The 26,386-nt window shown below is 71.1% G+C and carries 26 protein-coding genes; 19 read left to right on the top strand and 7 right to left on the bottom strand.

Features of this window, described 5'->3' with window-relative positions:
- Window positions 1–118 precede the first annotated feature (118 nt).
- The 6 genes from AB0472_RS38390 to AB0472_RS38365 all read left to right on the top strand — a co-directional run bounded on the left by AB0472_RS38390 (window position 119) and on the right by AB0472_RS38365 (window position 6,097).
- Window positions 119–1,213, top strand: coding sequence for an SPFH domain-containing protein (locus tag AB0472_RS38390; protein ID WP_366363706.1), 1,095 nt, complete (start codon window positions 119–121; stop codon window positions 1,211–1,213).
- Window positions 1,214–1,228: 15 nt separating this feature from the next.
- The gene (locus AB0472_RS38385; protein WP_366363704.1) at window positions 1,229–2,311 is read left to right on the top strand and encodes a hypothetical protein; all 1,083 of its coding nucleotides are present in this window, start codon (window positions 1,229–1,231) and stop codon (window positions 2,309–2,311) included.
- A 114-nt stretch (window positions 2,312–2,425) separates the two neighbouring features.
- Window positions 2,426–2,956 carry a hypothetical protein gene (locus AB0472_RS38380; RefSeq protein ID WP_366363702.1) on the top strand — a complete coding sequence of 177 codons (531 nt, stop codon included), beginning with the start codon at window positions 2,426–2,428 and terminating at the stop codon, window positions 2,954–2,956.
- Window positions 2,957–3,114: 158 nt separating this feature from the next.
- Window positions 3,115–4,164, top strand: a complete 1,050-nt coding sequence (locus AB0472_RS38375; RefSeq protein WP_366363755.1) for a histidine kinase — start codon at window positions 3,115–3,117, stop codon at window positions 4,162–4,164.
- Complete coding sequence (locus AB0472_RS38370; protein ID WP_366363701.1) at window positions 4,161–4,826, top strand: response regulator transcription factor; 666 nt, start codon at window positions 4,161–4,163, stop codon at window positions 4,824–4,826. Before AB0472_RS38375 ends, AB0472_RS38370 begins: the two co-directional genes overlap by 4 nt.
- Window positions 4,827–5,008: 182 nt before the next feature.
- Window positions 5,009–6,097: a glutamate--cysteine ligase gene (locus AB0472_RS38365; protein WP_366363699.1), complete on the top strand. Its 1,089-nt coding sequence runs from the start codon at window positions 5,009–5,011 to the stop codon at window positions 6,095–6,097.
- 17 nt (window positions 6,098–6,114) lie between these two features.
- Here the strand turns inward: AB0472_RS38365 and AB0472_RS38360 are convergent, their stop codons facing one another.
- Window positions 6,115–6,771 carry a class I SAM-dependent methyltransferase gene (locus tag AB0472_RS38360; protein WP_366363697.1) on the bottom strand — a complete coding sequence of 219 codons (657 nt, stop codon included), beginning with the start codon at window positions 6,769–6,771 and terminating at the stop codon, window positions 6,115–6,117.
- Window positions 6,772–7,031: 260 nt separating this feature from the next.
- Here AB0472_RS38360 and AB0472_RS38355 point away from each other — a divergent pair, with 260 nt between their 5' ends.
- The 9 genes from AB0472_RS38355 to AB0472_RS38315 all read left to right on the top strand — a co-directional run bounded on the left by AB0472_RS38355 (window position 7,032) and on the right by AB0472_RS38315 (window position 17,803).
- On the top strand, window positions 7,032–8,249 hold the full coding sequence (locus tag AB0472_RS38355) for a M20 family metallopeptidase (RefSeq protein WP_366363695.1): 1,218 nt from the start codon (window positions 7,032–7,034) through the stop codon (window positions 8,247–8,249).
- Window positions 8,250–8,606: 357 nt separating this feature from the next.
- Window positions 8,607–9,638, top strand: a complete 1,032-nt coding sequence (locus AB0472_RS38350; RefSeq protein WP_366363693.1) for a BMP family ABC transporter substrate-binding protein — start codon at window positions 8,607–8,609, stop codon at window positions 9,636–9,638.
- A gap of 244 nt (window positions 9,639–9,882) precedes the next feature.
- A complete protein-coding gene (locus AB0472_RS38345; protein ID WP_366363692.1) occupies window positions 9,883–10,932 on the top strand; it encodes a BMP family ABC transporter substrate-binding protein in 1,050 nt (349 codons plus the stop codon).
- A gap of 348 nt (window positions 10,933–11,280) precedes the next feature.
- Complete coding sequence (locus AB0472_RS38340) at window positions 11,281–12,993, top strand: ABC transporter ATP-binding protein (RefSeq protein WP_366363753.1); 1,713 nt, start codon at window positions 11,281–11,283, stop codon at window positions 12,991–12,993.
- Entirely contained in the window at window positions 12,990–14,111 is a 1,122-nt protein-coding gene (locus AB0472_RS38335; RefSeq protein WP_366363690.1) for an ABC transporter permease, read from the top strand. The genes AB0472_RS38340 and AB0472_RS38335 overlap by 4 nt, the downstream gene beginning before the upstream one ends.
- Window positions 14,111–15,373, top strand: a complete 1,263-nt coding sequence (locus AB0472_RS38330) for an ABC transporter permease (RefSeq protein ID WP_366363689.1) — start codon at window positions 14,111–14,113, stop codon at window positions 15,371–15,373. Before AB0472_RS38335 ends, AB0472_RS38330 begins: the two co-directional genes overlap by 1 nt.
- Window positions 15,370–15,774 carry a cytidine deaminase gene (locus AB0472_RS38325; RefSeq protein ID WP_366363687.1) on the top strand — a complete coding sequence of 135 codons (405 nt, stop codon included), beginning with the start codon at window positions 15,370–15,372 and terminating at the stop codon, window positions 15,772–15,774. The genes AB0472_RS38330 and AB0472_RS38325 overlap by 4 nt, the downstream gene beginning before the upstream one ends.
- Before the next feature lie 71 nt (window positions 15,775–15,845).
- On the top strand, window positions 15,846–17,123 hold the full coding sequence (locus AB0472_RS38320; RefSeq protein ID WP_366363751.1) for a thymidine phosphorylase: 1,278 nt from the start codon (window positions 15,846–15,848) through the stop codon (window positions 17,121–17,123).
- 95 nt (window positions 17,124–17,218) lie between these two features.
- On the top strand, window positions 17,219–17,803 hold the full coding sequence (locus AB0472_RS38315; protein WP_366363685.1) for a Uma2 family endonuclease: 585 nt from the start codon (window positions 17,219–17,221) through the stop codon (window positions 17,801–17,803).
- 8 nt (window positions 17,804–17,811) lie between these two features.
- Here AB0472_RS38315 and AB0472_RS38310 read toward each other — a convergent pair whose 3' ends face one another.
- The gene (locus AB0472_RS38310; RefSeq protein ID WP_366363683.1) at window positions 17,812–18,732 is read right to left on the bottom strand and encodes an AEC family transporter; all 921 of its coding nucleotides are present in this window, start codon (window positions 18,730–18,732) and stop codon (window positions 17,812–17,814) included.
- Between the two features lie 152 nt (window positions 18,733–18,884).
- Between AB0472_RS38310 and AB0472_RS38305 the strand changes: the two genes are divergently transcribed.
- The gene (locus tag AB0472_RS38305) at window positions 18,885–19,283 is read left to right on the top strand and encodes an STAS domain-containing protein (protein ID WP_366363681.1); all 399 of its coding nucleotides are present in this window, start codon (window positions 18,885–18,887) and stop codon (window positions 19,281–19,283) included.
- On the opposite strand, the gene AB0472_RS38300 is transcribed toward AB0472_RS38305, so the two are convergent.
- Both AB0472_RS38300 and AB0472_RS38295 read right to left on the bottom strand, forming a co-directional pair.
- Window positions 19,167–20,180 (bottom strand): sigma-70 family RNA polymerase sigma factor, encoded by a 1,014-nt coding sequence (locus AB0472_RS38300; RefSeq protein ID WP_366363679.1) that lies wholly within the window; start codon window positions 20,178–20,180, stop codon window positions 19,167–19,169. The two genes, AB0472_RS38305 and AB0472_RS38300, sit on opposite strands and share 117 nt — an antisense overlap.
- Window positions 20,181–20,392: 212 nt before the next feature.
- On the bottom strand, window positions 20,393–21,661 hold the full coding sequence (locus AB0472_RS38295; RefSeq protein WP_366363677.1) for an MFS transporter: 1,269 nt from the start codon (window positions 21,659–21,661) through the stop codon (window positions 20,393–20,395).
- Between the two features lie 63 nt (window positions 21,662–21,724).
- Between AB0472_RS38295 and AB0472_RS38290 the strand changes: the two genes are divergently transcribed.
- A complete protein-coding gene (locus AB0472_RS38290) occupies window positions 21,725–22,678 on the top strand; it encodes a LysR family transcriptional regulator (protein WP_366363675.1) in 954 nt (317 codons plus the stop codon).
- A gap of 101 nt (window positions 22,679–22,779) precedes the next feature.
- Here the strand turns inward: AB0472_RS38290 and AB0472_RS38285 are convergent, their stop codons facing one another.
- Window positions 22,780–23,544 carry a prolyl oligopeptidase family serine peptidase gene (locus AB0472_RS38285; protein WP_366363673.1) on the bottom strand — a complete coding sequence of 255 codons (765 nt, stop codon included), beginning with the start codon at window positions 23,542–23,544 and terminating at the stop codon, window positions 22,780–22,782.
- 123 nt (window positions 23,545–23,667) lie between these two features.
- Here AB0472_RS38285 and AB0472_RS38280 point away from each other — a divergent pair, with 123 nt between their 5' ends.
- Both AB0472_RS38280 and AB0472_RS38275 read left to right on the top strand, forming a co-directional pair.
- Window positions 23,668–24,825 (top strand): adenosine deaminase, encoded by a 1,158-nt coding sequence (locus AB0472_RS38280; RefSeq protein WP_366363671.1) that lies wholly within the window; start codon window positions 23,668–23,670, stop codon window positions 24,823–24,825.
- A gap of 151 nt (window positions 24,826–24,976) precedes the next feature.
- Window positions 24,977–25,327, top strand: a complete 351-nt coding sequence (locus AB0472_RS38275) for an ATP-binding protein (protein WP_366363669.1) — start codon at window positions 24,977–24,979, stop codon at window positions 25,325–25,327.
- 82 nt (window positions 25,328–25,409) lie between these two features.
- Here AB0472_RS38275 and AB0472_RS38270 read toward each other — a convergent pair whose 3' ends face one another.
- Both AB0472_RS38270 and AB0472_RS38265 read right to left on the bottom strand, forming a co-directional pair.
- The gene (locus AB0472_RS38270; protein WP_181805292.1) at window positions 25,410–25,610 is read right to left on the bottom strand and encodes a PspC domain-containing protein; all 201 of its coding nucleotides are present in this window, start codon (window positions 25,608–25,610) and stop codon (window positions 25,410–25,412) included.
- 99 nt (window positions 25,611–25,709) lie between these two features.
- The gene (locus AB0472_RS38265; RefSeq protein ID WP_366363667.1) at window positions 25,710–26,261 is read right to left on the bottom strand and encodes a VanZ family protein; all 552 of its coding nucleotides are present in this window, start codon (window positions 26,259–26,261) and stop codon (window positions 25,710–25,712) included.
- Window positions 26,262–26,386 lie beyond the last annotated feature (125 nt).

Here is a 26,386-nt window from a genome sequence, read left to right as displayed (position 1 = left end):
CTGAACCCACCGGGCTGCGGGCGGGTCCGGGGTGTGCGCCCGCCCGTAGCCGCGCTGACCGTATTGGGCATACTGTCGGCTGTTCGTTTGGTTGCCGCACGGAGTGTGGGGGATTGCTGTGGGGCTGATGGACCGCATCCGCGGTGAGTTCATCGACATCATCGAGTGGACCGACGACGGCCGGGACACCATCGTGTGGCGCTTTCCGCGCTACGGCAACGAGATCAAGATGGGCGCCCGGCTCGTGGTGCGCGAGTCGCAGGTGGCCGTCTTCGTCAACGAGGGCCGGCTGGCCGATGTCTACCAGCCCGGCACGTACACCCTCTCCACCCAGAACATGCCGGTCCTGTCCACCCTGAAGGGCTGGAAGCACGGCTTCGAGTCGCCGTTCAAGGCCGAGGTCTACTTCGTCACCACCCGGCAGTTCACCGACTTCAAGTGGGGCACCCAGAACCCGGTGATCCTGCGGGACGCCGAGTTCGGCATGGTCCGGGTCCGTGCCTTCGGCACCTTCGCCGCCCAGGTGGTGGACGCCGCCGCGCTGCTGCGCGAACTCGTCGGCACCGACCCGCAGTTCCGCACCGAGGAGGTCGGCGAGCACCTGCGTCAGCTGATCGTCTCCAAGCTGGGCTCCGCGCTCGGCGCCTCCGGCGTGCCGCTGCTCGACCTCGCCGCCCGGCAGGACGGCATCGGGCAGCAGCTGGCCAAGGCACTGACCCTGGAGCTGTCCGCCACCGGCATCGCGATCCCCCGGTTCTACATCGAGAACATCAGCGTCCCGCCGGAGGTCGAGGCGGCGATCGACACCCGCTCCCGGATGGCGATCACCGGCAACCTCGACGACTACGCCAAGCTCCAGGCGGCCGACGCGATCCCGCTCGCCGCCGCCAACCCCGGTACCGGCGGCGACGCCGTCGGGCTCGGCGTGGGCATGGCGCTGGGCCGGCAGATCGCGCAGAGCACGTCCGGTGCGGCCACCGCCGCGGTCCCGCCGCCGCTGCCCACCGCGCCCCGCTGGTTCATCGCGGTCGGCGGACAGCAGCAGGGCCCGTACGACGAGAGCGCCCTGGCCGGGCAGGTGGCGGCCGGCAACCTGACCCGGACCACGCTGGTCTGGCGCAGCGGGCAGGCCGCCTGGCAGCCCGCGGACCAGGTCCCGGAGCTCGCTCCGCTGTTCGCCGACGTCCCGCCGCCGCTGCCGCCGCAGGCCTGAGATCGGAGAAGCGAGTTGACGGATCAGGACGTCCAGCCGGCGCCCGACCGGGCGTTCCAGTGCGAGGCGTGCGGCGGGGTCAGCGAGTACGCGCCCGGGACCTACGCGCTGCGCTGCCCGTACTGCAGGCACGAGCAGGGCATCACGCCGGTACCCCGGCAGGTGACCGAGCACCCGATCGAGGAGCTGGCCGCGCTGCCCCGCCGGGCGGCAGCGCCGGACCGGGTGAAGGTGTACACGTGCCCCGGCTGCCACGCGGTGACCGAGAGCGACACGCTCAGCGACAGGTGCCAGTTCTGCGCCACGCCGCTGGTCTCGGACGCCTCCGGCACGGAGCGCGTGGTGCCCGAGGCGGTGCTGCCCTTCGGAGTCGGCCGTGAGCAGGCCCGTGCGGCGCTGGCGAAGTGGACCACGTCCCGCTGGTTCGCGCCCGACGAACTGAAGAAGGTCACCGAGGCGGAGACCTTCCGCGGCAGCTACCTGCCGCACTGGACGTACGACGCGCAGACCACCACCCACTACACCGGCGAACGCGGTGAGCACTACTGGGTGGAGGAGGAGGACTCCGAGGGCAACACCCGCCGGGTGCGGCACACCCGCTGGCACCACGCGTCCGGGACGGTCGGCCGGTTCTTCGACGACGTGCTGGTGCCCGGCAGCGGCCAGGTGCCGGTGACGGAACTGGACAAGCTGGCCCCCTGGCCGCTGCAGGAGACGGTCCCCTACCAGGAGGAGTACCTGGCGGGCTTCCGCACCGTCCGGTACGACGTCGAGCCGGAGGCCGGCCTGGAGTCGGCGAAGGCGCGGATGGCCCCGGTGATCCGGGCCGACTGCCGGCGGGACATCGGCGGCGACGAGCAGCGGGTGCACTCGATGTCCACCGCCTACAGCGGCCTCACCTACAAGCTGGTGCTGCTGCCGGTCTGGTTCCTGACCTACCTCCACGCCGGCCGGGCATGGCCGGTGATGGTCAACGCCCGCACCGGCGAGGTCATCGGGGAACGGCCGTACAGCGCACTGAAGATCACCCTGGCATCGGTGGGCGCCGCGCTCCTGATCGCCCTGGTGGTCCTGCTCGTGGTGATGCTGCGCAGCTAGTCCCGCCTCCTCGGCGTCCCGTCTCCTCGGCCGGCGTCCGGTCCAGGTTCTCCACCCCTGGTTCCACCCATGGGTCCAGGCGTCGCGGGGCCCTGTGACAGCAGGCTTGGGGGCATGACAACGACCGAGTGGATCACCGACATCGCGCTCATCCTCGTCGTCTTCCGGCAGCTGCGGGAAGACCGGCTCGACCTCAAGACCTTCCTGATCCCGCTGGGCATCGTGGCCTACGTGGCCCACACGTACCTCGACTCCGTTCCCACCGCGGGCAACGACCTGATCCTGGTCGGAGCGCTCGTGGGCGCCGGCGCCGTCCTCGGCATCGCCGGCGGCGTCTACACCCGGGTCAGGACCGTGGGCGAGCACACCCTGATCAAGGCGGGCGCGGTCTCCGCGATCCTGTGGGTGCTCGGCATGGGGGCCCGGATGGGCTTCCAGCTGTGGACCGAGCACGGCGGCGCCGACGACGTCGCCCGGTTCAGCCTCGCCCACCACATCACCAGCGACCAGGCATGGGTGGCGGCCTTCGTCCTGATGGCGCTCACCGAGGTCGTCACCCGGCTGGCCACGATCTTCGTCCGCAGCCGGATGCTGACCGCCGGGCAGCCCGCCCCCGCCTCGAACCGCGTCGCGGTCCGACCGTGAGTTATGGTCTGGCCGTGCCCACCGCCGAGACCGCCTCCTCGCCCGGACAGGTCCCGCCCCCGTCGGCCGCGCCCCGGCCGATCCCGGGCCGGGACCCCCGGGCGCAGTGGGCCCTGACCGTGGCGGTCATCGTCAGCGGGGCCCTGACGATCCGGCCGATGGGCGTCAGCGGACCGGGGCTGCTGGTCGCGGTCCTGTTCGTGGTGAACTGCGCGGCGCTGCTGGCCCGGGGCCTGCCCCCGGGCACGGTCCCGCCGCGCGCCGCCGTCGTCTGGCTGTCGCTGGGCATCCTCGCGGCGGCCGCCCTGATCGGCGCCAGCCACAGCGGATCCGGCTACCTCTTCGCCTTCTTCCTCTCCGGTCACGTCGGATACCGGCTGCCGACCAGACAGGCCCTCGTCCTGGCGCTGGCCTGCAGCCTGCTCTGCGGCGGCGTCCTGTACTTCGAGATCGGACCCGGCCACCACCTGCTGCCCTGGGCCGTCGGTCTCACCACCGGCGCACCGGTCCTGATCGGGATGCTCAACCGCGTCCAGCACCAGGCCGTGGACGCCGCGCTGTCGGCGGCCGAGAGCGCGGAGCGCGCCGCCCGGGCCGAGGCGCAGGCCGCCGTGCTCGCCGAGCGCGGCCGGATCGCCCGGGACGTGCACGACGTCCTGGCGCACACGCTGGCCGGGATCAACATGCAGCTGGAACTGGCCGACGCGCTGCTCGACACCGGCGACCTGGAGAAGGTCAGGGCGGTCAACGACAAGGCCCACAGCCTCGTCAAGGAGAGCCTGAAGCAGGCGCAGTGGACCGTCCACGCGCTCCGCGAGGACTCGCTGCCGCTGGTGGAGACCCTCACCGCGATGCTCGAGTCGTCCGGCCACCGCGACGCCCTGACCGTCTGCGGCACCCCCGTGGAGGTACCGGCCCGGGTGACCCAGAACCTGCTGCGGATCGCCCAGGAATCCCTGACCAACGCCGCGCGCCACGCCCCGGGCGGTCGGGTGCGGGTGGAGCTGGCCTTCGCGGCCTCCGCGACGGCGCTGACGATCCGCAACGGGCCCGCCACCCGTACGGTGAACGCGGCGGTCGGCAGCGGAATGGGGCTGATCGGAATGCGCGAACGCGTCGCCCTGCTGGGTGGCACCCTCACCGCGGGGCCGGTCACCGACGGACCGGACCAGGGCGGCTGGCAAGTGGAGGCAGTGATCCCGCGATGAGTGAACCCACCGAGAACTCCCGGCCGTTGCGCGTGGTCGTCGCCGACGACCAGGCCGCCGTCCGCGAACCGCTCGCCGCGGTGCTGGGCCTGGCCGAGGACATCGACGTCGTCGCGGCGGCCGCGGACGGCAACGGCGTGCTGGACGCGGTCGCCGCCGGTCCCGTGGACGTCGTGCTGATGGACCTGCGCATGCCCGTGCTCGACGGAATCGAGACCACCCGCAGGCTGAGCGGCGAACACCCCGAGGTGGCCGTCGTCGTGCTCACCACGTTCGCCGACGACGACTCCATCCTGGCGGCCCTCGGCGCGGGCGCCCGCGGCTATCTGACGAAGAACGCCGGACGCCAGGACATCGTCCGCGCGATCCGCGCCGCCGCCGCGGGACAGTCGGTCCTGGACCGCGAGGTCCAGGACCGGCTGCTGGCCACGGTCCGCGCCAGGCCGACGGCGTCCGGGCCGCAGCTGCCCGCGGATCTCACGCCCCGCGAACGCGAGGTGCTCACCCTGATCGGCCAGGGTCTGCCCAACCGCGCGATCGCGGAGAAGCTCTTCGTGAGCGAGGCGACCGTCAAGACGCACATCAACAACCTCTTCGCCAAGGCCGACATCCGGGACCGGGCCGACGCCGTGCGCCGCGCCATCGCGGCCGGCCTGGCCTGACCTCTCGGCCGAGACCAGGGCGCCGGTGGCGTCCTCGGAGCCGCGGACGGTGTGCCGGTGGCGGTCCGGTGCCCCGCCGGCGGGCGCGGGTGGCGCGGCGGCAGGTGTCCGGTCGCTCCGGCTGGGAAGTCGGGGTGTGCAGCCTGCCGCGAACGGGCGCGGCGCGGACGGAGGGCGGCTTTGTGCGTACCGTCGGAGTGGAGGAAGAGCTTCTTCTCGTCGACCCGGCGTCGGGTGAGCCCAAGGCGTCGGCCCCGGCCGTGCTGGCGCGGGCCTCGCTGGTGGATCCGGGGCAGGACGTGTTCGAGAAGGAGCTCTACGGGCAGATGCTGGAGTTCGCCACCCATCCGCAGTCGGACATGGCGGAGCTGGGGGAGGAGATCGTCCGGTGCCGCAAGGAGGCCGCCCGGCTGGCCGGGGAGCTGGGGTGTGCCGTCGTCGCGCTGGCCTCGTCGCCGCTGCCCGTCAGTCCCTCCATCAGCGTGAACCCGCGGTACCAGTGGCTGGCCGAGCAGTACGGCATCGCCACCCGGGAGCAGCTGGTGTGCGGATGCCACGTGCACGTCGCCGTGGAGTCCGACGAGGAGGGGGTGGAGGTCCTCGACCGCATCCGGCCGTGGCTGCCGGTGCTCATCGCGATCAGCGGGAACTCGCCCTTCTGGCAGGGCAGCGACACCGGCTACGCCAGTTACCGCAGCCGGGTGTGGTCGCGCTGGCCGTCCGCCGGTCCGGTGGAGCTCTTCAGGTCCGCCGAGCGGTACCACCGGCTGGTGGCGGACATGGTGGCCACCGGAGTGATCCTGGACGAGGGGATGGCGTACTTCGACGCCCGGCTGGCCCGGCGCTATCCGACCGTGGAGATCAGGGTCGCGGACGTCTGCCTGCGGGCCGGGACCGCCGTGCTCGTGGCGACCCTCGCCCGCGCGCTGGTGGAGACGGCCGCGCGGGAGTGGCGTGCCGGGCGGGAGCCCGTCGACCACGGGGTGGGGCTGCAGCGGCTGGCGGGCTGGCGGGCCGCACGGTCCGGGCTCGGCGGCGAACTGCTCGATCCCGGCACCATGCGGCCCCGCGCGGCCCCCGCTGTACTGGAGTCGCTGCTCGCGCACACCCGGGACGCCCTCGCCGGCAGCGGTGACCTGGCGGCCGTGGAGGAGGGCGTGGCGCGGCTGCTGCGGTGCGGCAACGGCGCCGACGAGCAGCGGGAGCTGCTGTCGGGCTCCGCGAGCCTGCGGGACGTCGTCACGGGGTGCGTGCAGCGCACCCAGGAGTGACGCCGCCCGGTGTCCGGTCAGCCCGGCTTGCGGGCCAGGACGAACGCCCGCGGCCGCGTCTCCGACGCCACCGGCTCCCGGATCAGCGTCGCCGCCACGTCCAGGCCCGCCTTGGCGAGCATGTCGCCCACCGCGTACGCGGGGCGCCAGTAGTAGCGCAGGTCGATCTCGTGGCCGAAGCGTTCGGTGAGGTGGAGGCCGGGTGTCTCGCCCTTCTGGAAGGACAGCAGGACGTGGCCGCCGGGGACCAGCACGCGGTGGAAGCCGGCGAAGGTCGCCGGGAGGTGGTCGTCGGGGACGTGGATGATCGAGTAGAGGGCGAGGATGCCGCCGAGGGTCTCGTCGGGCAGGTCCAGGGAGGTCATCGAGCCCCGGTGGAAGCGCACGGCGGGGTGGGCCTCGCGGGCCAGGGTGACCATGGCCGGCGAGAGGTCGATGCCGAAGGCCTGGACACCCAGGTCGTTCAGGTGGGCCGTGATGTGGCCGGGGCCGCTGCCCAGGTCGGCCACGGGGGCGGTGCCGTTCGCCTTCACCAGCGCGGTGAAGGCGGCGATCATGGACATGTCTACCGGTAGGTCCGGGATGCCGGGAAAGGCGGCGGAGTAGTCCTTGGCGATCGTGTCGTAGGACGTACGGGTGGTCTGTATGAAGTCGGTCGTCTCCGGGTCCGTCACGGTCGCGCACGCTACCGGGCGGGCGGGGCCCGTGTGGCGAAGTCGCGGTGGCGGCCCGGTCCCGTTCCGGTGGGTGGACACGAGGGGCGTGATCGTCGTCAGGCGTGGTATCCGTGGAAGAGGAAACATATGTGTTACCCAGCCACGTCCGAGGTCATGCGTTCGCGGTCAGATTTTCTTCCCCTAACGGGCTGAACTTTTGTTGATCTCGGGTCAGTTGACCCTTCGGGCGTCCTACCCTTCAGAGGGTGAACCAATTGATGTCCCTAGAGACCGAGGCCGACCTCCCCGGGGCTGTGCTCCCCGGCGTGCTCAGCGAGGAACTGCACGCCGAACTCGTCGCCTTCCGCCGCGACCTGCACATGCACCCCGAGCTCGGAAACCAGGAGTTCCGCACCACCGCCGCCATCAAGGAACGGCTGGAGAAGGCCGGCCTGCGGCCGCGCGTCCTCCCGGCGGGGACCGGACTCATCTGTGACATCGGGCCGGTCGGGGACGGGCTTCCGGTGCTCGCCCTGCGGGCCGACATCGACGCCCTGCCCATCCCGGACATGAAGACCGAGTGCTCGTACCGGTCCACCGTGCCGGACCGCGCGCACGCCTGCGGGCATGACGTGCATACGACAGTGGTGCTGGGCGCCGGACTGGTTCTCGCCGAGCTGCACGCGAAGGGACAGCTGCCGCGGCCGGTACGGCTGCTCTTCCAGCCCGCCGAGGAGGTGCTGCCCGGCGGCGCCGCCGACGCCATCGAGGCCGGGGTGCTGGACGGGGTGGGGCGGATCATCGCCGTGCACTGCGACCCCCGCGTGGACGTGGGGCGGATCGGGCTCAGGACCGGTGCCATCACCAGCGCCTGCGACCGGGTCGAGGTCGCGCTGGACGGGCCCGGCGGGCACACCGCGCGGCCGCATCTGACGACCGACCTGGTCACCGCCGCCGCCCGGGTGGCCGTCGACGTGCCGGCGCTCATCGGGCGGCGCGTGGACAGCCGGAGCGGGCTGGCCGTGACCTGGGGCCGGATCGAGTGCGGGCACGCGCCGAACGTGATCCCGCAGCACGCCGAGCTGTCCGGGACCGTGCGCTGCCTGGACCTGGAGGCCTGGCGGACCGCGCCGGACGTCGTGCACGCCGCGATCGACGAGGTCGCCACCATGCACCGCGCCAAGTCCGAGATCAACTACGTGCGCGGGGTGCCGCCGGTCGTCAACGACCCGGTGATCACCGAACTGCTGCGGGACGCGATGACCGCCCGGCGCGGTACCGACTCCATCGAGACCACCGAGCAGAGCCTCGGCGGCGAGGACTTCTCCTGGTACCTGGAGCACGTGCCGGGCGCCCTGGCGCGGCTCGGGGTGCGCACGCCGGGCGAGCGGACCGTGCGCGACCTGCACCAGGGTGACTTCGACGCCGACGAGCGGGCGATCACCGTCGGGGTGGAGCTGTTCACGGCCGCCGCCCTGATCGACGCGACCATGTAGCCGGAGCGGCGGCGGTCCTTTCGGACGGCATGGCGGACGGCGGGAGAAACGGTCGCTCTCCCCGCAAGCCACGCAAGTCCCACAGGGGGCGAAGGGGTGCCCGGTCGGTACCCCTTCGCCCCCTTGTGTCACCCCGCCGTAACCGGCGGCGGCCGCTTGTAACCCGGAGTCGGCACGGTTCGATAACGGCCCGGAGAAACCCCGTTCCCCTCCCCTTCTACGCGCGTTACTGTGCGCCGAAATCGCCACCGTGGGTGGACGGTTGGGGAAGCGGGCCGGGGACGGTGCCGTGGGGACGAAGGGGTGCTTGCTGTGCGTCATATCTCGGGTCGGAGGACTCGGTTCTCCCAAGCTGCGGTGACCGTTGCCGTCATCGCCCTCGCGGCCGCCGGGTGCGGCAAGTCCAGCTCGGACAGCGGTGCGACCAGCACCAACTCGTCCGGCAAGTACAACGGCAAGGGCATAGGCCTCGCCTACGACATCGGCGGCAAGGGCGACCAGTCCTTCAACGACGCCGCGTTCGCCGGCTTCGAGAAGGCCGAGAAGGAGTTCGGCATCGGCGGCCGGGACATCGAGCCGCAGGACGGCGAGTCCGACGCCGACAAGGTGCAGCGCCTCGACACGCTCGCCAAGGCCGGCTACAACCCGATCATCGGGGTCGGCTACTCCTACGCGCCCGCCGTCAAGGAGGTCGCCGCCAAGTACCCGAACATCACGTTCGGCATGATCGACGACTCGACGATCCAGGCGAAGAACGTCGTCGACATGGTCTTCGCGGCCGAGCAGTCCTCGTACCTGGCCGGTGTCGCGGCCGCCTCCGCGACCAAGAAGGACCACATCGGGTTCATCGGCGGCGTGGACATCCCGCTGATCCACACCTTCGAGGCCGGGTTCGACCAGGGCGCCAAGTCCGTCAACCCGAAGATCAAGATCGAGTCGCAGTACCTGACGCAGACCGCGGCCGAGGGCGGCTTCTCCAGCCCGGACAAGGGCAAGACCGCCGCCCAGGGTCAGATCGACGCCGGCGCGGACGTCATCTACCACGCGGCCGGCCTGTCCGGTCAGGGCGTGATCGAGGCCGCCGCCGCCGACAAGGTCTGGGCGATCGGCGTCGACTCCGACCAGTACGCGCAGGACGCCCTCGCCAAGTACAAGGACTACATCCTCGGCTCGGCGCTGAAGAACGTCGGCGGCGCCGTCTACGACCTGGTGAAGTCGGTCTACGACGGCAAGCCGGAGAGCGGCACCGTCGAGGGCACCCTGAAGTCCGGCGGCGTCGGCTTCGCGGACACCAACCCGAAGTACAAGGCCATGACCAAGGTCGTCGCGGCCGTGGACAAGGCCAAGCAGGACATCATCGACGGCAAGGTCACCGTCAACACGAAGTAATGCGACATATATGAGTCGCCGGGTGAGCGGCCGTACCGAACGGTACGGCCGCCCGCACGTCGTGGCAGCCCCCGCGCCCCTTGCCTCCTGCAAGGGGCGCACTGCTGTCCGTAGCCTTGACGGTGACTGTGGCCACAGCTAGATAACGGACCGGACATTGGGGGTTTTCCGTCTGGTCTACGCGCGTTACGCTGCCGCGGAACCAGCGCCTGGTTTGGGCGCTTGCACGAAGGAGTCTCGTTCCATGCGCCGGGTGTCCCGAATCGCCGTTGCGGGCGTTGCAACCGCAGCCCTTGCCGTCACCGTTTCAGCGTGCGGCAGCTCGTCCAGCTCGTCCACCGGCAAGGCCGGCGCGTCCAAGGGTGTCGGTCTCGCCTACGACGTCGGCGGCAAGGGCGACCAGTCCTTCAACGACGCCGCGTACGCCGGCTTCCAGAAGGCCAACAAGGAGTTCGGCGTCACCGGCCGCGACATCGAGCCGCAGGACGGCGAGTCGGACGCGGACAAGGTGCAGCGGCTGGAGACCCTCGCCAAGTCCGGCTACAACCCGGTGATCGGTGTCGGCTTCGCCTACGCGCCCGCCGTCAAGGAAGCCGCCGCGAAGTTCCCGAAGGTCACCTTCGGCATCATCGACGACAACCAGGACCAGGCGAGCAACGTCGCGGACATGGTCTTCCACGAGGAGCAGTCCTCGTACCTGGCCGGCGTCACCGCCGCGCTGACCACCAAGTCGAACACCGTCGGCTTCATAGGCGGCGTGGACGTCCCGCTGATCCACAAGTTCGAGGCCGGCTTCGAGCAGGGCGTCAAGGCCACCAAGAAGAACATCACGGTCAAGGCCCAGTACCTGACCCAGACCGCCCAGGAGGGCGGCTTCTCCAGCCCCGACAAGGGCGAGGCCGCCGCCGAGGGCCAGATCGGCGCGGGCGCCGACGTGGTCTACGCCGCCGCCGGCCTCTCCGGCCAGGGCGTCATCAAGGCCGCCGCCGCGCACAAGGTGTGGGCGATCGGCGTCGACTCCGACCAGTACAACCAGGCCGCGCTGTCGAAGTACAAGAACTACATCCTGACCTCGGCCCTCAAGAACGTCGAGGGCGCGGTCTACGACCTCGCCAAGTCCGTCATCAAGGACAAGAAGCCGCTGTCCGGCGAGATCCGCGGCTCCCTGAACAACGGCGGCGTCGGCCTGGCCGACTCCAACCCGGTCTTCAAGAACAACGCCGCCCTGCAGGCCGCGCTCAAGAAGGCCGAGGCCGGCATCAAGGACGGCTCGATCACGGTCAAGACCTCCTGACCCAGGGGTCATGACCTTGTCGTAGGCATGGTCAAAAGAACGCTGTAATGGCAGCGTTACGGCCACGGAACGGGGTGCGGGAAGGATGTTCTTCCCGCGCCCCCTGTCATGGATCCGGGACCTCGACGGGGTCGCGGGCGCGGACCCGAGAGTTCGGTCAGGAAGCTCGGGTGCGGGTCCGGCCGGCCGGTCGGGGGTCCCGGGGACCGGTGGCAGGGGCAACCCTCGTTCGCGCGGCAGAATGCTCGGAACGGATCGAGAGTCGAAAAAGCTCGGTCGGGTCCGGGCACTATTTAAAGCAGGGGCGCTACGCGCGTAGAGTGACCCCTTTTCCGAGGAGAGTGCGCCATCGACGCGTCCAGCAGCCCTCCGCTCACCGCAGAGACGACAGCCGCGGTCGAGCTGGCGGGGATCACCAAGCGATTCCCGGGTGTCGTAGCCAACCACGACATCCACCTGTCCGTCCGCAAGGGCACCGTCCATGCCCTGGTGGGCGAGAACGGAGCCGGCAAGTCGACCCTGATGAAGATCCTCTACGGCATGCAGAAGCCGGACGAGGGCACCATCGCGATCGACGGCGAGCAGGTCTCCTTCTCGTCCCCGGCCGACGCCATCGCACGCGGCATCGGCATGGTCCACCAGCACTTCATGCTGGCGGACAACCTGACCGTCCTCGAGAACGTCGTGCTCGGCAGCGAGAAGCTGTACGGCATCGGCGGCAACGCCCGGAAGAAGATCAGGGAGATCTCCGACCGGTACGGCCTCGGCATCCGCCCGGACGCCCTCGTCGAGGACCTCGGCGTCGCCGACCGGCAGCGCGTGGAGATCCTCAAGGTCCTCTTCCGCGGCGCCAAGACCCTGATCCTCGACGAGCCCACCGCGGTCCTCGTCCCGCAGGAGGTCGACGCGCTCTTCGACAACCTGCGCGAGCTGAAGTCCGAGGGCCTCTCGGTCATCTTCATCTCCCACAAGCTCGGCGAGGTGCTCTCCGTCGCCGACGACATCACCGTCATCCGGCGCGGCACCACGGTCGGCACGGCGATCCCGTCCGAGACCACCCCGCGCCAGCTCGCCGAGCTGATGGTCGGCAGCGAGCTGCCCACCCCGGAGACCGCCGAGTCCACGGTCACCGACAAGGCCGTGATCACGGTGAAGAACCTCACCGTCCACGCCAGCGGCCCCTCGCTCGGCGAGGTCGGCGCGCAGCCCGAGACCGCCACCGTCGGCTCCTCCGGTGCCACCGCCCGCGGTGACGTCCTGGACGAGGCCACCGCCCCCGGCGCCGCCAAGCGCGTCCTCGACGACGTCTCCTTCACCATCCACGCCGGCGAGGTCATGGGCATCGCCGGAGTCGAGGGCAACGGCCAGACCGAGCTGATCGACGCGCTCATCGGCACCCGCAACGCCGACTCCGGCACCATCGAGTTCCTCGGCGAGGACGTCACCCCCTGGGGCACCCGCAAGCGCCGCGAGGCCGGCGTCGGCTACATCCCCGAGGACCGGCACCGCCAGGGCCTGCTCCTGGAGTCCCCGCTCTGGGAGAACCGCATCCTCGGCCACGTCACCGAGAAGCCCAACGCCAAGGGCTTCTGGCTGGACATCAAGGGCGCCCAGGCCGACACCCGCCGGATCGTCGAGGAGTACGACGTCCGCACCCCCGGCATCGACGTCACCGCCGCCTCCCTCTCCGGCGGCAACCAGCAGAAGCTGATCGTCGGCCGCGAGATGAGCCACCACCCGAAGTTCCTGATCGCCGCCCACCCCACCCGCGGCGTCGACGTCGGCGCCCAGGCGCAGATCTGGGACCGCATCCGGGAGGCCCGCCGCGAGGGCCTGGCCGTGCTGCTGATCTCCGCCGACCTGGACGAGCTGATCGGCCTGTCGGACACCCTGCGGGTGATCTTCGACGGAAGGCTGGTCGCGGACGCCGACCCGGCCACCATCACCCCGGAGGAGCTCGGCTCCGCCATGACGGGTGCCGCGTCCGGCCACCTGGAACACGTAGACACCGCCCCAGAAGGACACGAAGGCGCCGACGGCCCGGAGGACGAGGCCCGATGAAGAAGTTCGACAAGGAGCGGGTGCTCCTCGCGCTGGCCGGCCCGGTCATCGCGCTCGTCCTCGCGATCGCCCTGACCTCGATCGTCCTGCTCGCCTCGAACCGCAACCCGTTCGAGCCGTACGTGCTCATGCTCCAGCAGCTGCCGTACTCGGACATCCAGGTCCTGATCATCAACCAGGCGGCGATGTACTACATCGCGGCCATCGCGGTCGCCCTCGGCTTCCGGATGAACCTGTTCAACATCGGCGTCGACGGCCAGTACCGCCTCGCCGCCGTGATGACGGCCGTGGTCGGCGCCAACGTGGGCCTGCCCGCCTTCCTGCAGATCCCGATGCTGCTCCTGGTCGCCATGCTCACCGGCGCCTTCTGGGCCGGTATCGCGGGCGTCCTCAAGGTCACCCGAGGGGTCAGCGAGGTCGTCGCCACGATCATGCTGAACGCCATCGCCACCAGCGTCATCGGCTACGTCACCCTCTCGAACGTGTGGGGTGTCCAGGTCGGCAACAACATGACGACCGGCGTGATGAAGAAGTCCGGCTGGTTCCCCGGCATCAACCTGGGCTCCGACGTCGGCGAGATCTACGGCATGGTCTTCGTCGCCATCGCCCTCGGCATCGGCTACTGGGTCGTCCTCAACCGCACCCGCTTCGGCTTCGACCTGCGCGCCACCGGCGCCTCCGAGTCCGCCGCGGCCGCCTCCGGCGTCGACGCCAAGCGCATGGTCCTGCTGTCCATGCTGATCTCCGGCGCCGTCTCCGGCCTCTCGGGCCTCCCGCTGCTGCTCGGCGACTCCCACACCTACAGCCTCGACTTCCCGGCCGGCCTCGGCTTCACCGCCATCGGCATCGCCCTGCTCGGCCGCAACAACCCGGGCGGCATCGCCTTCGCCGCCCTGCTGTGGGCCTTCCTCGACAAGGCCTCGCCCGCCCTCGACTACGCGACCCCGGTGGCGTACGAGAAGGAGATCGCCACGATCATGCAGGGCCTGATCGTCTTCTCCGTCGTCATCTCCTACGAAGCCGTACGGCAGTGGGGTCTGCGCCGCCAGCAGCGCCAGGTCGGCGCGGAGCTCGCCGCGGCCGCCGCCAAGAACACCAAGAAGGAGGTGGCGGCCTGATGTCCACCGCGACCATCGCCAAGCCGCAGGCGAAGCAGCCCGGCAGGGGCGGCCGCCGAATGTCGCTCCCGGTACTCCTGCTGGTCATCGCCGGCGTACTGGTCCTCACCTCGGCCGTGCGCATCATCACCGGCGCCGAGGGCATCACCTCGACCGGCCAGATGTCCACCGCGCTGCGCCTCGCCGTCCCGATCGGCCTCGCCGGTCTCGGCGGTCTGTGGGCCGAGCGCGCGGGCGTCGTCAACATCGGCCTCGAAGGCATGATGATCCTCGGCACCTGGTTCGGCGCCTGGGCCGGCTACCAGTGGGGCCCCTGGGTCGGCGTCGTCTTCGGCATCCTCGGCGGCGCGCTCGGCGCCCTGCTGCACGCCGTCGCCACCGTCACCTTCAACGTCAACCACATCGTCTCCGGTGTGGCCCTGAACATCCTCGCCCTGGGCGCCACCCGCTACCTCTCGAAGTTCACCTTCGAGAACGCCGAGGGCGGCTCCTCCAAGCAGTCCCCGCCGATCGACTCACTCGGCACGTTCAGCGTCCCGGGCCTGTCCGACTGGCTGGACACGCTCAACCAGAAGCACTGGTTCTTCATCTCCGACATCGCGGGCCTGGTCGGCGGTCTGCTGACCGACCTCTCCCCGCTGACGGTGATCGCGGTGGCCCTCGTACCGATCACGTGGTGGGTCCTGTGGCGTACCGCCTTCGGCCTGCGGCTGCGCTCCTGCGGCGAGAACCCGGTCGCGGCCGAGTCCCTCGGCGTCAACGTCTACAAGTACAAGTACATCGCGGTGATCATCAGCGGTGGCTTCGCCGGCCTCGGCGGCGCCTTCCTCTCCATCGTCGCCTCCAACGTGTACCTCGACGGCCAGACCGCCGGCCGCGGCTACATCGGCCTCGCCGCGATGATCTTCGGCAACTGGATGCCGGGCGGCCTCGCCCTCGGCGCCGGCCTGTTCGGCTACACCGACAGCCTCAACCTGCGCGGCGGCACGGTGAACGTCCACGCGCTGATCCTGCTCCTCGCGATCCTGCTGGTGTTCGGCGCCGGCTACCTGGCGTGGAAGAAGAAGTACGTCCCGGCCGTCATCACGACCGTCATCTCGGTCCTGATGTTCGTCTGGTACGCCACCACCGACGACGTCCCGCGTCAGCTGGTGACCGCGACCCCGTACATCGTCACCCTCCTCGTCCTCTCGCTGTCCGCGCAGTCCCTGCGGATGCCGAAGGCGGACGGCCTGCCGTACCGGAAGGGACAGGGCAAGTGACCGCCGAGGACGCCGGCTTCGACTGGGAGGCCCTGCGGGCCGGGGCGCGGGAGGCCATGTCCCACGCCTACGCCCCGTACTCCGGCTTCCCGGTCGGGGCCGCCGCCCGGGTCGACGACGGCCGTACGGTCTCCGGCTGCAACGTGGAGAACGCCTCGTACGGACTCGGCCTGTGCGCCGAGTGCGGACTCGTCTCCGAGCTGCAGCGCACGGGCGGCGGCAGGCTCACGCACTTCACCTGCGTGGACGGCACGGGCGCCCTCCTCGTCCCGTGCGGCCGCTGCCGCCAGCTGCTCTACGAGTTCGGCGGCCCGGAGCTCCTCCTGGACACCCCGGAGGGCGTCCTGCCCCTCTCCGAGATGCTGCCCCAGGCCTTCGGCCCGGCCCATCTCACCAAGTAATCCCGTACGGCCCCTTCCGGTTGGGAGGGGCCGTACGCATCGCACTTCTCGAAGGGAACGCCATGGCCACCATGGACGCCGTCTCCGTCATCCGCACCAAGCGGGACCGCGGTGAGCTCAGCGACCACCAGATCGACTGGGTCATCGACGCGTACACGCGCGGCGAGGTCGCCGACGAGCAGATGTCGTCGCTCGCGATGGCCATCCTCCTCAACGGCATGAACCGCCGCGAGATCGCCCGCTGGACCGCCGCGATGATCGCGTCCGGCGAGCGCATGGACTTCTCCTCCCTGTCCCGTCCGACGGCCGACAAGCACTCCACGGGCGGCGTCGGCGACAAGATCACCCTCCCGCTCGCGCCCCTGGTGGCGGCCTGCGGCGCGGCCGTCCCGCAGCTCTCCGGCCGCGGCCTCGGCCACACCGGCGGCACCCTGGACAAGCTGGAGTCCATCCCCGGCTGGCGCGCCCTGCTCTCCAACGAGGAGATGCTGAACGTACTCGACACCACCGGCGCGGTGATCTGCGCGGCGGGCGACGGCCTGGCCCCTGCCGACAAGAAGCTGTACGCGCTGCGCGACGTCACCGGCACGGTCGAGGCGATCCCGCTGATCGCGTCCTCGATCATGTCGAAGAAGATCGCCGAGGGCACCGGCTCCCTGGTCCTGGACGTGAAGGTCGGCACCGGCGCCTTCATGAAGACCATCGAGGACGCCCGTGAGCTGGCCTCGACCATGGTGGGCCTCGGCACCGACCACGGCGTGAAGACGGTCGCGCTCCTCACCGACATGTCCACCCCCCTCGGTCTCACGGCCGGCAACGCCCTGGAGGTCCGCGAGTCGGTGGAGGTGCTGGCCGGCGGCGGCCCGGCCGACGTCGTCGAGCTGACGATCGCCCTGGCCCGGGAGATGCTGGCGGCGGCGGGCATCCACGACGCCGACCCGGCGAAGGCGCTGGCCGACGGTTCGGCGATGGACGTCTGGCGCCGGATGATCGCGGCCCAGGGCGGCGACCCGGACGCGACGCTGCCGGTGGCGAAGGAGCAGCACGTGGTGAAGGCCGCCTCCTCGGGTGTCCTGACCCGCCTCGACGCCTACGGTGTCGGCGTCGCCGCCTGGCGCCTCGGCGCGGGCCGCGCCCGCAAGGAGGACCCGGTGCAGGCGGGCGCCGGCGTCGAACTCCACGCCAAGCCCGGCGACACGGTCACCGCGGGCCAGCCCCTGCTCACCCTGCACACGGACACCCCGGAGCGCTTCGAGTACGCGCTCCAGGCGATCGAGGGGTCGTACGACATCGCGGCGGCGGGTACAGCCTTCACGGCGTCGCCGGTGGTGCTGGAACGTATCGCCTGACCAGGTGTTTCTTCTTTCGGGTGAACGGGACCGGTGGACCTCCGCCGGTCCCGTTCGGCATGCTGGGATCGGTGACGCAGCCGAAGGAGACCGCCATGAGCGCACTCACCGTGGGCCAGGACCCCGACCAGAACTGGGACGAACTCGTCCGGTACTGGGAGGAGATGGAATGGCCCGAGGGCAGCAAGGTGGAGATCATCGAGGGGATCATCACCGTGTCACCTGCTCCCGCCTCCCGCCACAACGTGATCGCGGCGCGCATCCAACGCCGCCTCTACAGCGTGCTACCCGACGACTTGGAGATCTTCCAGACTCAGGCCGTCGAGGTACCTTCGCGTCTGGGCATGCTCATCCCGGACCTGCTCGTGGCACCTGTGCAGGTTTGTGTGGAGGCGGACTCCCACATCCCTGCCGCCCTCGCCGAACTCGTCGTCGAGGTCACCTCCAAGTCCAACGCCCGGCACGACCGCATCAGCAAGGCCGCTGCCTGCGCCACCGCAAGCATCCCGCTCTACCTCCTGATCGACCGCTGGGCCCCCGGCGGCCCCACCGCGACGCTCTACGGCGAGCCGAAGGGCGACGTCTACCGGGTGCTCAGCGCCGTCAAGTTCGGCGACCCCATCACGCTGCCGGAGCCGTTCGGCCTCACGATCGACACCGGCGAGTTCCCCGTCGGCTGACCGGCCCGTCACCCCAGCAGCGCTGCCACCACCACCAGCACCGGCACCGACAGCACAGTCGACAGCAGGATCGAGTCGCGGGCGAGTTCCTCGCCGACGTGGTAGGTGCTGGCGTACGTGTACAGGTTCTGCGCGGCCGGCAGTGCCGAGGTCACCGTCACGTCCAGCAGAGGCGCGCCGTGCAGGTCGAAGACGGCCGACGCCAGGGCCCAGGCAGCCAGCGGCTGGCCCACCGACTTCAGGGCGACGGACAGGAGAACCGGGTGGCGTTCGCGGCCCCGGCCGGGGAGTCTGCTGCCGCGCAGGGAGATGCCGAAGGCCAGCAGCACCGCCGGGACGGACATGTTGCCGATCAGCGTCAGAGGGTCCATGACCGGGCCGGGGACGTGGATCGCGAGACCCGAGACCGCGACGCCGGACAGGGAGCCCACGGCTATCGGGTTGCGGAGCGGGGTCAGCAGGCGGCGCCACCAGGGGCCCTTCTCGCCCGCGCCCGACAGGTCGAGGACCGTCAGAGCGACCGGGGTGAGGAGCACCACCTGGAACAGCAGCACCGGGGCCACCAGGGACGCGTCGCCCAGTACGTACACCGCGATCGGGATGCCGAGGTTGCCGGAGTTGACGTAGCTGGAGCAGAGCGCGCCGATCGTCGTACGGCCCACGCCCCAGCCCCGTGCGACACCCACCGCCACGAACGCGCCCGCCGCCGCGGCCGTGCTCAGGGCCGTCACCAGGAGACGGCTGGAGAAGACGACCGCCAGGTCGGCCCTGGCGAGCGTGGTGAAGAGCAGGGCGGGGGAGGCGACGTGGAAGGCGAGCTTGGTGAGGACCTCGCGGCCGTTCTCCCCCAGGTGGCCGCCGCGGCCGAGGGCGTAGCCGACGGCGATGACGATCGCGATCACCGCGAAACCGCTCAGCACCCCTTGCACGGGACCCCCATGGCATGCGCGAGGCCGTCGGGTATCCGGGAGGGTGCTGGTCTGTGGGACATACATCTAACCCTCTGGTGCGGGTCAGGCGCAGGTCAACTTTGTGATCCTTGTGATCTGCGCGGCCGCGCGGGGGCGCACCGCACCTACCGATGAGTTGCAGGGCCCGGTTCGGTCTACCGCTCGTGGATGCCGTGACCCCCGCCGTGCTCGTGCTGTCGGGCCCCGTCGTCAGGGACGAGGTGCCGGGGCTCTGCCACGACGTACGTGAGCTGCTCGGGGCGGGCGAGGCCGGGGCCGGCAGCCGCGTCGTCGTCTGCGACGTCGGCGGTCTCGGGCCGCCGGGCCTCGCGGCCGTCGACCTGCTGGCCCGCCTGGAGCTGTCCGCCCGCCGGGCCGGCGGGCGGATACGACTGCGGAACTGCGACCCCGCCCTACGCTCCCTGCTCCGGTTCGTCGGACTCGGAATCCAGATGGAGGGGGAGGCCGAAGAGCGGGAACCACCGCTTGGTGTCGAGGAAGAAGTGGAACCCGGTCAGCCGGCCGTCTGAGATCTCCAGGACCTGGACGGCCCAGGGGCTCCAGCCGCCGGTGTCCGGGTCGGGCTTGTACTGGGCGAAGCCGGGCAGGCCGTTGACCCGGACCGGGAACAGCCGCGAGCCCTCGCAGGCGGAGCCGATGGTGGTCATGAAGCCGGTGATGTCGTCGTGGCCGGTGAGCCACAGGTCGAACGGCGGCATCGTCATGATGGCGTCCTCGTGGAGGAGCGCCGTCAGAGCCGTCATGTCGTAGCCCTCGAAGGCGGCGACATAGCGCTCCAGGAGCTTCTGCTGCTCCTCGTCGAGCGGGTCGGAGACCTCGGCGGCGGCGCCGGACTGCCGCTGCTCGGCCAGCGTGGCCCGGGCCCGCTGCAACGCGCTGTTGACCGAGGCGACCGTGGTGCCGAGCAGCTCGGCCACCTCGTTGGCCCGCCAGGCCAGCACCTCGCGCAGGATCAGCACCGCCCGCTGCTTGGGCGGCAGCTGCTGGAGCGCGGCCATGAAGGCCAGCCGGATCGACTCCTTGGCCACGGCCGCCTCCGCCGGGTCGTCCACCGTCGGCAGCACGCGGGCGTCCGGCACCGGCTCCAGCCAGGTGTTGTCGGGCCGCGGCGAGAGCGCCGCCCGGGCCAGCGGCGTCGACTCGCTGAGGTCCATCGGCCGGGCCCGTTTGTTGCCCGCGGTGAGCATGTCCAGGCACACGTTCGTCGCGATCCGGTACAGCCACGAGCGCAGACTGGAGCGGCCCTCGAACTTCTCGTAGCTCCGCCAGGCCCGCACCAGGGTGTCCTGGACCGCGTCCTCGGCCTCGAAGGACGAGCCGAGCATGCGGTAGCAGTACCCCGTCAGCTCGGTCCGGTGCTTCTCCAGTGCGACGTCGAGGTCCGCCGTCGCCGTGCCGTTGCTCATTTCCGTCCACCCACCCCTGTGGCCGTTCCTGTTCGCGCGCCGTTGCGCTTCAGCACTCGAAGCTAGCGCAGGGGACTGACAAAGGCGCCCGGAGTGAGGAAACGTGCAGGTGGGATGGGGTGCGCCCACCAACTCGGGTAGTGCTGTCGGTGGGCGGGTGCGGCGCCGTCGTGGCTTGTCGCGCAGTTACCCGCGCCCCCTTTCGGGGCGCGTCAGTGGGCGTTGGCCAGGAGGGTGCGGCGGGCTGCCACGGAGCCCAGGACCGTGATGGTCACGACGCCCAGGATCGCGAGCAGGCCCACGCCGACCGTGCCTGACCAGCCGTTCGCGTGGAAGGCCAGCGCGCCCACCGTGCTGCCCGCGCTGGACCCGATGTAGTACGCGGACTGGTAGAGGGCCGAGGCCTGGGCCCTGCCGCGGGTGGCGGTCCTGCTGACGGCGGAGGAGGCGACCGCGTGGCCCGCGAAGAAGCCCGCGGTGATCAGGACCAGGCCCAGCAGGACCAGCGGGAGCGAGTCGGCCAGGGAGAGGAGGAGGCCGGTGGCCGTGGTGCCGCCCGCCAGGTACAGGGCGCCCCGCCGGCCCAGCCGGCCGACCAGGCGGCCCGCGGTCGACGCGGACACCGTGCCGACCAGGTACACCAGGAAGATCGAGCCGACGATGCCCTGGGGGAGCGAGAAGGGCTCCTGGGTCAGGCGGTAGCCGATCACCGTGTAGACGCCGCCGAAGACGGTCATGAAGAGCGCGCCGATCGCGTACAGGCGGCGCAGCAGCGGGTCGGCCAGGTGGTCGCGGACCGTGCCGAGCAGCAGGCGCGGATGCAGCGAACCCGCCGTGAAGTGCCGCGGCGCCGGCAGGAGCAGCCGGAAGGCGACGGCGCAGCCGACCGCGATCACGCCGATCGTGCCCACGGCCACCCGCCAGCCCCACTCCTGTGCGACCCAGCCGGTGATGACCCGGCCGCTCATCCCGCCCACGCTGTTGCCCGCGACGAACAGGCCTATCGCCGTGACCAGCGCCTTCGGCCGGACCTCCTCGGCCAGATAGGCCTGCGCCGACGCCGGCAGACCGGCCAGCGCAGCGCCCTGGACGCCGCGGAGCAGGATCAGCACACCGAGGGACGGCGCGAAGGGCACCAGCAGTCCGACGGTCACCGCGACCGCCAGCGAGGCCGTCATGACCGTGCGGCGTCCGAACCGCTCCGAGAGGGCGCTCATCGGGATGACGAACAGCGCCAGACCGCCGGTCGCCGCCGCCACCGTCCAGCTCGCGTCGCTCGCGGAGACGCCGTAGCCGTCCGAGATCAGCGGGAGCAGGGCCTGCGTGGAGTAGAGGAGGGCGAAGGTCGCGACACCGGCGAGGAAGAGCGCGAAGCTCATCCGGCGGTAGCCGGGACCGCCCGGGGTCAGACGGGAGTCGGAGGCGGGGACGGACGGAACGGCGTCCAGGGTGGTGGACGCCCCGGTACTGGCGGGAGACATGCCTTGAACGTACGGACCCCGTCGTTGATCCGTCCAATGCACGGAATCGCCATAATCGTTCCCATGGAGCATCAGCACAGGTCCACGAAGCGCCTGTCACCGGACAGTGACACAGAAGACATGACGATGTTGCTGGCCCCACGCCTCGCGTACTTCGCCGGCGTGGCCCGCACGGAGCATGTCACCAGGGCCGCCCAGGAGCTGAACGTCCCCCAGTCCACCCTCTCCCGCGCCATGGCCCGCCTGGAACAGGACCTGGGCGTCGACCTCTTCACCCGGCACGGCCGCACCGTCTCCCTCACCCCGGCCGGCCGCACCTTCCTCACCTCGGTCGAGCGCGCCCTCGGCGAGGTCCGGCGCGCCGCCGACGAGGTACGCGCCGACGCCGACCCCACCACGGGCAAGGTGGCCTTCGGCTTCCTGCACACCATGGGGGCGGAGACGGTGCCCGGCCTCCTCCAGGCCTTCCGTGCCGACCATCCCCGGATCCGCTTCAGTCTCGTCCAGAACTACGGCGAGGCGATGATCGAGAAGCTGCGCGCGGGCGAGCTGGACCTCTGCCTCACCTCGCCGGTCCCGGACGCCCCCGGCCTGGCCGCCCGCCGCCTCGACGAACAGAAGCTGCGCCTGGTGGTGCCCGCCGACCACCCGCTGGCCAACCGCAAGCGCATCCGCCTGGCCGAGGCCGCCGACGAGACCTTCGTGACCCTGGAACCGGGCTACGGCCTCCGCCGCATCACGGACGACCTCTGCAAGGAGGCGGGCTTCAGGCCGCGGATCGCCTTCGAGGGGGAGGAGGCGGAGACCCTGCGGGGCCTGGTGGCCGCCGGGTTGGGGGTCGCACTGCTCCCGCCACCGGCCTTTCCCCGCCCGGGAGTCGTGGAACTCACGGTCACGGCCCCGAGAGCGGCGAGAGAGATCGGCGTGGCCTGGCTGGAGGGCCGTCCGGACACCCCGCCGGTGGCGGCCTTCAAGAGATTCCTCCTCTCAAGAAGGGGCAACCTGCTCCCGGCCTAGCGACAGGGCGCCCCCTTAGGGGCGCTGGGGGTACCCCCGGCCGAAGGCTGGGGGAGGAACCGCGTGAGCACCCACCAGGCACCCGCAGCCTGAAACGGGGCTCAGCCCCTCCGCAACGACTTGCCGAACCCCGCAGCCAACGGCATCCGCAACCCGATCGGCGGCGGCGCGGCCAGTGCGTCCTCCACCGGCCGTGACACCGCCCGCCCGTACAACGCCCCCATCACGAAGTCCGAAGCGAGCGCGAGGACTTCGTCGCGGTGCTGGTGCAACCCGTGGCCGTCCGAGTGCACCTCGAACCGGCACACCTCCCGGTTCGCCTTCTTCGCCCGCGAGGCCAGCCGGAACGACAGCTCCGGATCGGTCCGTTCGTCGTTCGTGCCGTGCACGATCAGCACCCGCCGCCCCACCAGCTGCCGAACCGGTTCCGCGGGCGCCGCCACATCGTCCTCGGGCAGCCAGGGGGCGATGGACACCACGGAGTTGACGGCCTCGTGCCCGCCCGCGCGCAGCGCGGCCCGGCCGCCCATCCCCACGCCGAGCAGGCACACCGGAACATCGCCGTACCGCCGTACCACCTCGTCGGCCGCCCAGTCGGCGTCCCCGGCGAGATGCGCCTCGCTGCCGTTCCACCCGCGATAGCGGTAGTGGACGACGTGCGCGGCCAGTCCCTCGTCCCGGCCGTCCCGGGCGAGCCGGCGGCCGAGCGCGCGGACGAAGGCCGTCGCCCATACGAGGGACGGCCGTCGCGCGGAGACCTCCTCCCCGCCGGGGAGGAGCAGGACCGCGCCGCTCACCGTCGTCGGCTCCTGGCCGACTGCCCTGCTCAGGCTGGCCGTTCGGGCCGGCGTCGCTTGCTGTGCCATGACAGAACAGTGTCAGAAGTGGCGGTGTACGCGACCCGTCCGTGCGGTCACCATTGCGTATCGACGGAAACGGAATTCTCCGAGTACCCGGACATCTACGCGCGTAGGAGTTACAGTGCGGAAATGACGAGCCAGAGCACCGCGAACACCCCGACGCCGGACCAGATCCGCCGGGCGCCGAAGGTTCTGCTGCACGACCACCTCGACGGCGGCCTGCGTCCGGGCACCGTCGCCGACCTCGCCCGGGAGACCGGGTATGCCGGTCTCCCCGAGACCGACCCGGACAAGCTCGGCGCCTGGTTCCGCGAGGCCGCCGACTCCGGTTCGCTGGAGCGGTACCTGGAGACGTTCTCGCACACCGTCGGTGTCATGCAGACCCGGGACGCCCTGATCCGGGTCGCCCGCGAGTGCGCCGAGGACCTCGCCGAGGACGGCGTCGTCTACGCCGAGGTGCGGTACGCCCCCGAACAACACCTGGAGCGGGGGCTCAGCCTCGAAGACGTCGTCGAGGCCGTCAACGAGGGCTTCCGGCAGGGCGAGGCCCTGGCGCGGGAGAACGGCCGGCGGATCCGGGTCGGCGCCCTGCTCACCGCCATGCGGCACGCGGCCCGCTCCCTGGAGATCGCCGAGCTCGCCAACCGCTACCGGGACCTGGGCGTCGTCGGCTTCGACATCGCCGGCGCCGAGGCGGGCTACCCGCCCACCCGGCACCTGGACGCCTTCGAGTACCTCAAGCGCGAGAACAACCACTTCACCATCCACGCCGGGGAGGCCTTCGGGCTGCCGTCCATCTGGCAGGCGCTGCAGTGGTGCGGCGCCGACCGGCTCGGGCACGGCGTGCGGATCATCGACGACATCCAGGTCCACGAGGACGGCACGGTCAAGCTCGGCCGGCTCGCCTCGTACGTCCGCGACAAGCGGATCCCGCTGGAGCTGTGCCCCAGCTCCAACCTCCAGACCGGCGCCGCCGACTCCTACACGGGGCACCCGATCGGGCTGCTGCGCCGGCTGCACTTCCGGGCCACCGTGAACACCGACAATCGGCTGATGTCCGGGACCAGCATGAGCCGGGAATTCGAGCATCTCGTCGAGGCGTTCGGTTACACGCTCGACGACATGCAGTGGTTCTCCGTCAATGCGATGAAATCAGCGTTCATTCCTTTCGATGAACGACTTGCCATGATCAATGACGTTGTGAAGCCCGGGTATGCGGAGCTGAAATCCGAATGGCTGTTCCGGCAGACCGCCTCCACCAGCGGTTCTGCCGACCCGGAGGGCTGATCGGGCCTCCTGGCGGGGTGCGGAATGCGGACGGGCCTTCACCGGCCGTCCGCATTTCGGTGTTTGCGGCCGACAGTCCGGCATGTTTACGGTCGGGGACCGCTCAGCGTGTTATCGATCCCCGTCTCCGTATTCCAAGGACGCATTGACGATGAAGCAGTCTGCTGCCAAGACCCTCGGTGTCGCCGCCCTCGGTGCCGCCTTCGCCGCTGTCGGCGCGGGCGCGGCCAACGCGGCCCCGGCCGTCCCGGACTCCCAGGCCCTGGACACCGTCACCAAGACGCTGCCGGCCGAGAACGTCTCCAAGGCGCTGCCGGGCGCCGGCGAGGCCGTGGCGCAGGGGCAGAGCGCCCTCGGTGCCGGACTGACCGCCGTCCAGCCGGCCGTCAGGCAGGTGCTCGCCGGCGGCCCGACCAAGCCCGTCGCCGGCCTCCTCGGCGGCCTGCCGGTGCAGGGCCTGCCCACGCACGGCCTGCCGGTGAACGGGATTCCGCTCGGCTGACCTCTCCCCGGCCGATCGGCAATGCCGTTGGGGCGCCCCGGAAACGTCCGGGGCGCCCCAACGGCGTTGCCGTACCACGCGGTCACCAGGCGGTGGAGGCCTTCTCCTCGGAGGGGAGGAGGATCCACAGCGCTATGTAGAGCAGGAACTGCGGCCCCGGCAGCAGGCAGGACAGCAGGAAGATCACCCGCATGGTGGTCGCGGAGGTGCCGAAGCGCCGGGCCAGCGCGGCGCACACTCCGCCGATCATGCGGCCATGGGTGGGGCGGGCGAGGCTGGACATCTGCGGCTCCTTCGTGAGCGTCCGGTGCGAGGCGGCCCTTGCGGCCCCTCGTTCGTCCACCCACGACACTACGGAGACGAACCGGGTCGAAGCGTCGCTCTACGGGGCGATCCCGACCCTGGGAATCGTCGGGGTACGACCCTGAGCGGCTTCCTCCTGGGGGAGGGCGGCGGGCCGCCGTCGCTCACCCCGTCGGCGGAGCCGGGCGCGGGCCGCCGGCACCACCGCCAGATGGGCGATCACCACACCCGCCGTGTTGAGCAGGATCGAGTCGACGTCCACCACCCGGCCCGGCACCCCGGTCTGCAACAGGGCTATGCCCGTGGAGATCAGCGCGCCCGCGGCGGCCGAACTGGTCAGGGAGGCGAGCGGGGAGACCCGGAGCCTGCCGTGCGTCATCGGCAGCAGCACACCCAGCGGCGCGAGCAGCGCGAACCCCTCACCGATGCGGTGCGCCGCCTCACGCGGGCCGAGCACCAGGTCGGCGCGGATACCGGCGAGAGGGTGCAGGTTGGCGGGCATCACCCAGGGCACGTCCAGCGGCCGCAGCATCAGCCAGGCGACGAACACGAGATGTGCGGCAAGGAGGACACCCCCTGCCACACGGACGCGGATCGCGGCGCTGCCGCCGATGGAGCCTTGACGCTGCACGCCCCCGTAGACGCGCCCGCGCACACGATCGGTTCCGGATACAGCGATGAGGCCTCGGCCACACGCCGCCCCGTCAGGGGCGCGGAACCCGCGCGAGCAACCGTCCACGACCCGCACCGGCCGCA

This window comes from Streptomyces sp. NPDC086777 (assembly GCF_040702065.1).
GTDB lineage: Bacteria > Actinomycetota > Actinomycetes > Streptomycetales > Streptomycetaceae > Streptomyces.
The sequence above is the reverse complement of the archived record's forward strand: the minus strand, read 5'-3'. Positions and strand labels throughout refer to the sequence as shown.

Coding starts and splice junctions, on each gene's coding strand:
- AB0472_RS38345 (WP_366363692.1), top strand. CDS start 9,883: ATGCGCCGGGTGTCCCGAATCGCCGTTGCGGGCGTTGCAACCGCAGCC.
- AB0472_RS38300 (WP_366363679.1), bottom strand. CDS start 20,180: ATGAGCAACGGCACGGCGACGGCGGACCTCGACGTCGCACTGGAGAAG.
- AB0472_RS38305 (WP_366363681.1), top strand. CDS start 18,885: ATGAGTTGCAGGGCCCGGTTCGGTCTACCGCTCGTGGATGCCGTGACC.
- AB0472_RS38320 (WP_366363751.1), top strand. CDS start 15,846: ATGGACGCCGTCTCCGTCATCCGCACCAAGCGGGACCGCGGTGAGCTC.
- AB0472_RS38290 (WP_366363675.1), top strand. CDS start 21,725: ATGGAGCATCAGCACAGGTCCACGAAGCGCCTGTCACCGGACAGTGAC.
- AB0472_RS38280 (WP_366363671.1), top strand. CDS start 23,668: ATGACGAGCCAGAGCACCGCGAACACCCCGACGCCGGACCAGATCCGC.
- AB0472_RS38270 (WP_181805292.1), bottom strand. CDS start 25,610: ATGTCCAGCCTCGCCCGCCCCACCCATGGCCGCATGATCGGCGGAGTG.
- AB0472_RS38315 (WP_366363685.1), top strand. CDS start 17,219: ATGAGCGCACTCACCGTGGGCCAGGACCCCGACCAGAACTGGGACGAA.
- AB0472_RS38285 (WP_366363673.1), bottom strand. CDS start 23,544: ATGGCACAGCAAGCGACGCCGGCCCGAACGGCCAGCCTGAGCAGGGCA.
- AB0472_RS38335 (WP_366363690.1), top strand. CDS start 12,990: ATGAAGAAGTTCGACAAGGAGCGGGTGCTCCTCGCGCTGGCCGGCCCG.
- AB0472_RS38355 (WP_366363695.1), top strand. CDS start 7,032: ATGTCCCTAGAGACCGAGGCCGACCTCCCCGGGGCTGTGCTCCCCGGC.
- AB0472_RS38380 (WP_366363702.1), top strand. CDS start 2,426: ATGACAACGACCGAGTGGATCACCGACATCGCGCTCATCCTCGTCGTC.
- AB0472_RS38370 (WP_366363701.1), top strand. CDS start 4,161: ATGAGTGAACCCACCGAGAACTCCCGGCCGTTGCGCGTGGTCGTCGCC.
- AB0472_RS38375 (WP_366363755.1), top strand. CDS start 3,115: ATGGGCGTCAGCGGACCGGGGCTGCTGGTCGCGGTCCTGTTCGTGGTG.
- AB0472_RS38295 (WP_366363677.1), bottom strand. CDS start 21,661: ATGTCTCCCGCCAGTACCGGGGCGTCCACCACCCTGGACGCCGTTCCG.
- AB0472_RS38330 (WP_366363689.1), top strand. CDS start 14,111: ATGTCCACCGCGACCATCGCCAAGCCGCAGGCGAAGCAGCCCGGCAGG.
- AB0472_RS38275 (WP_366363669.1), top strand. CDS start 24,977: ATGAAGCAGTCTGCTGCCAAGACCCTCGGTGTCGCCGCCCTCGGTGCC.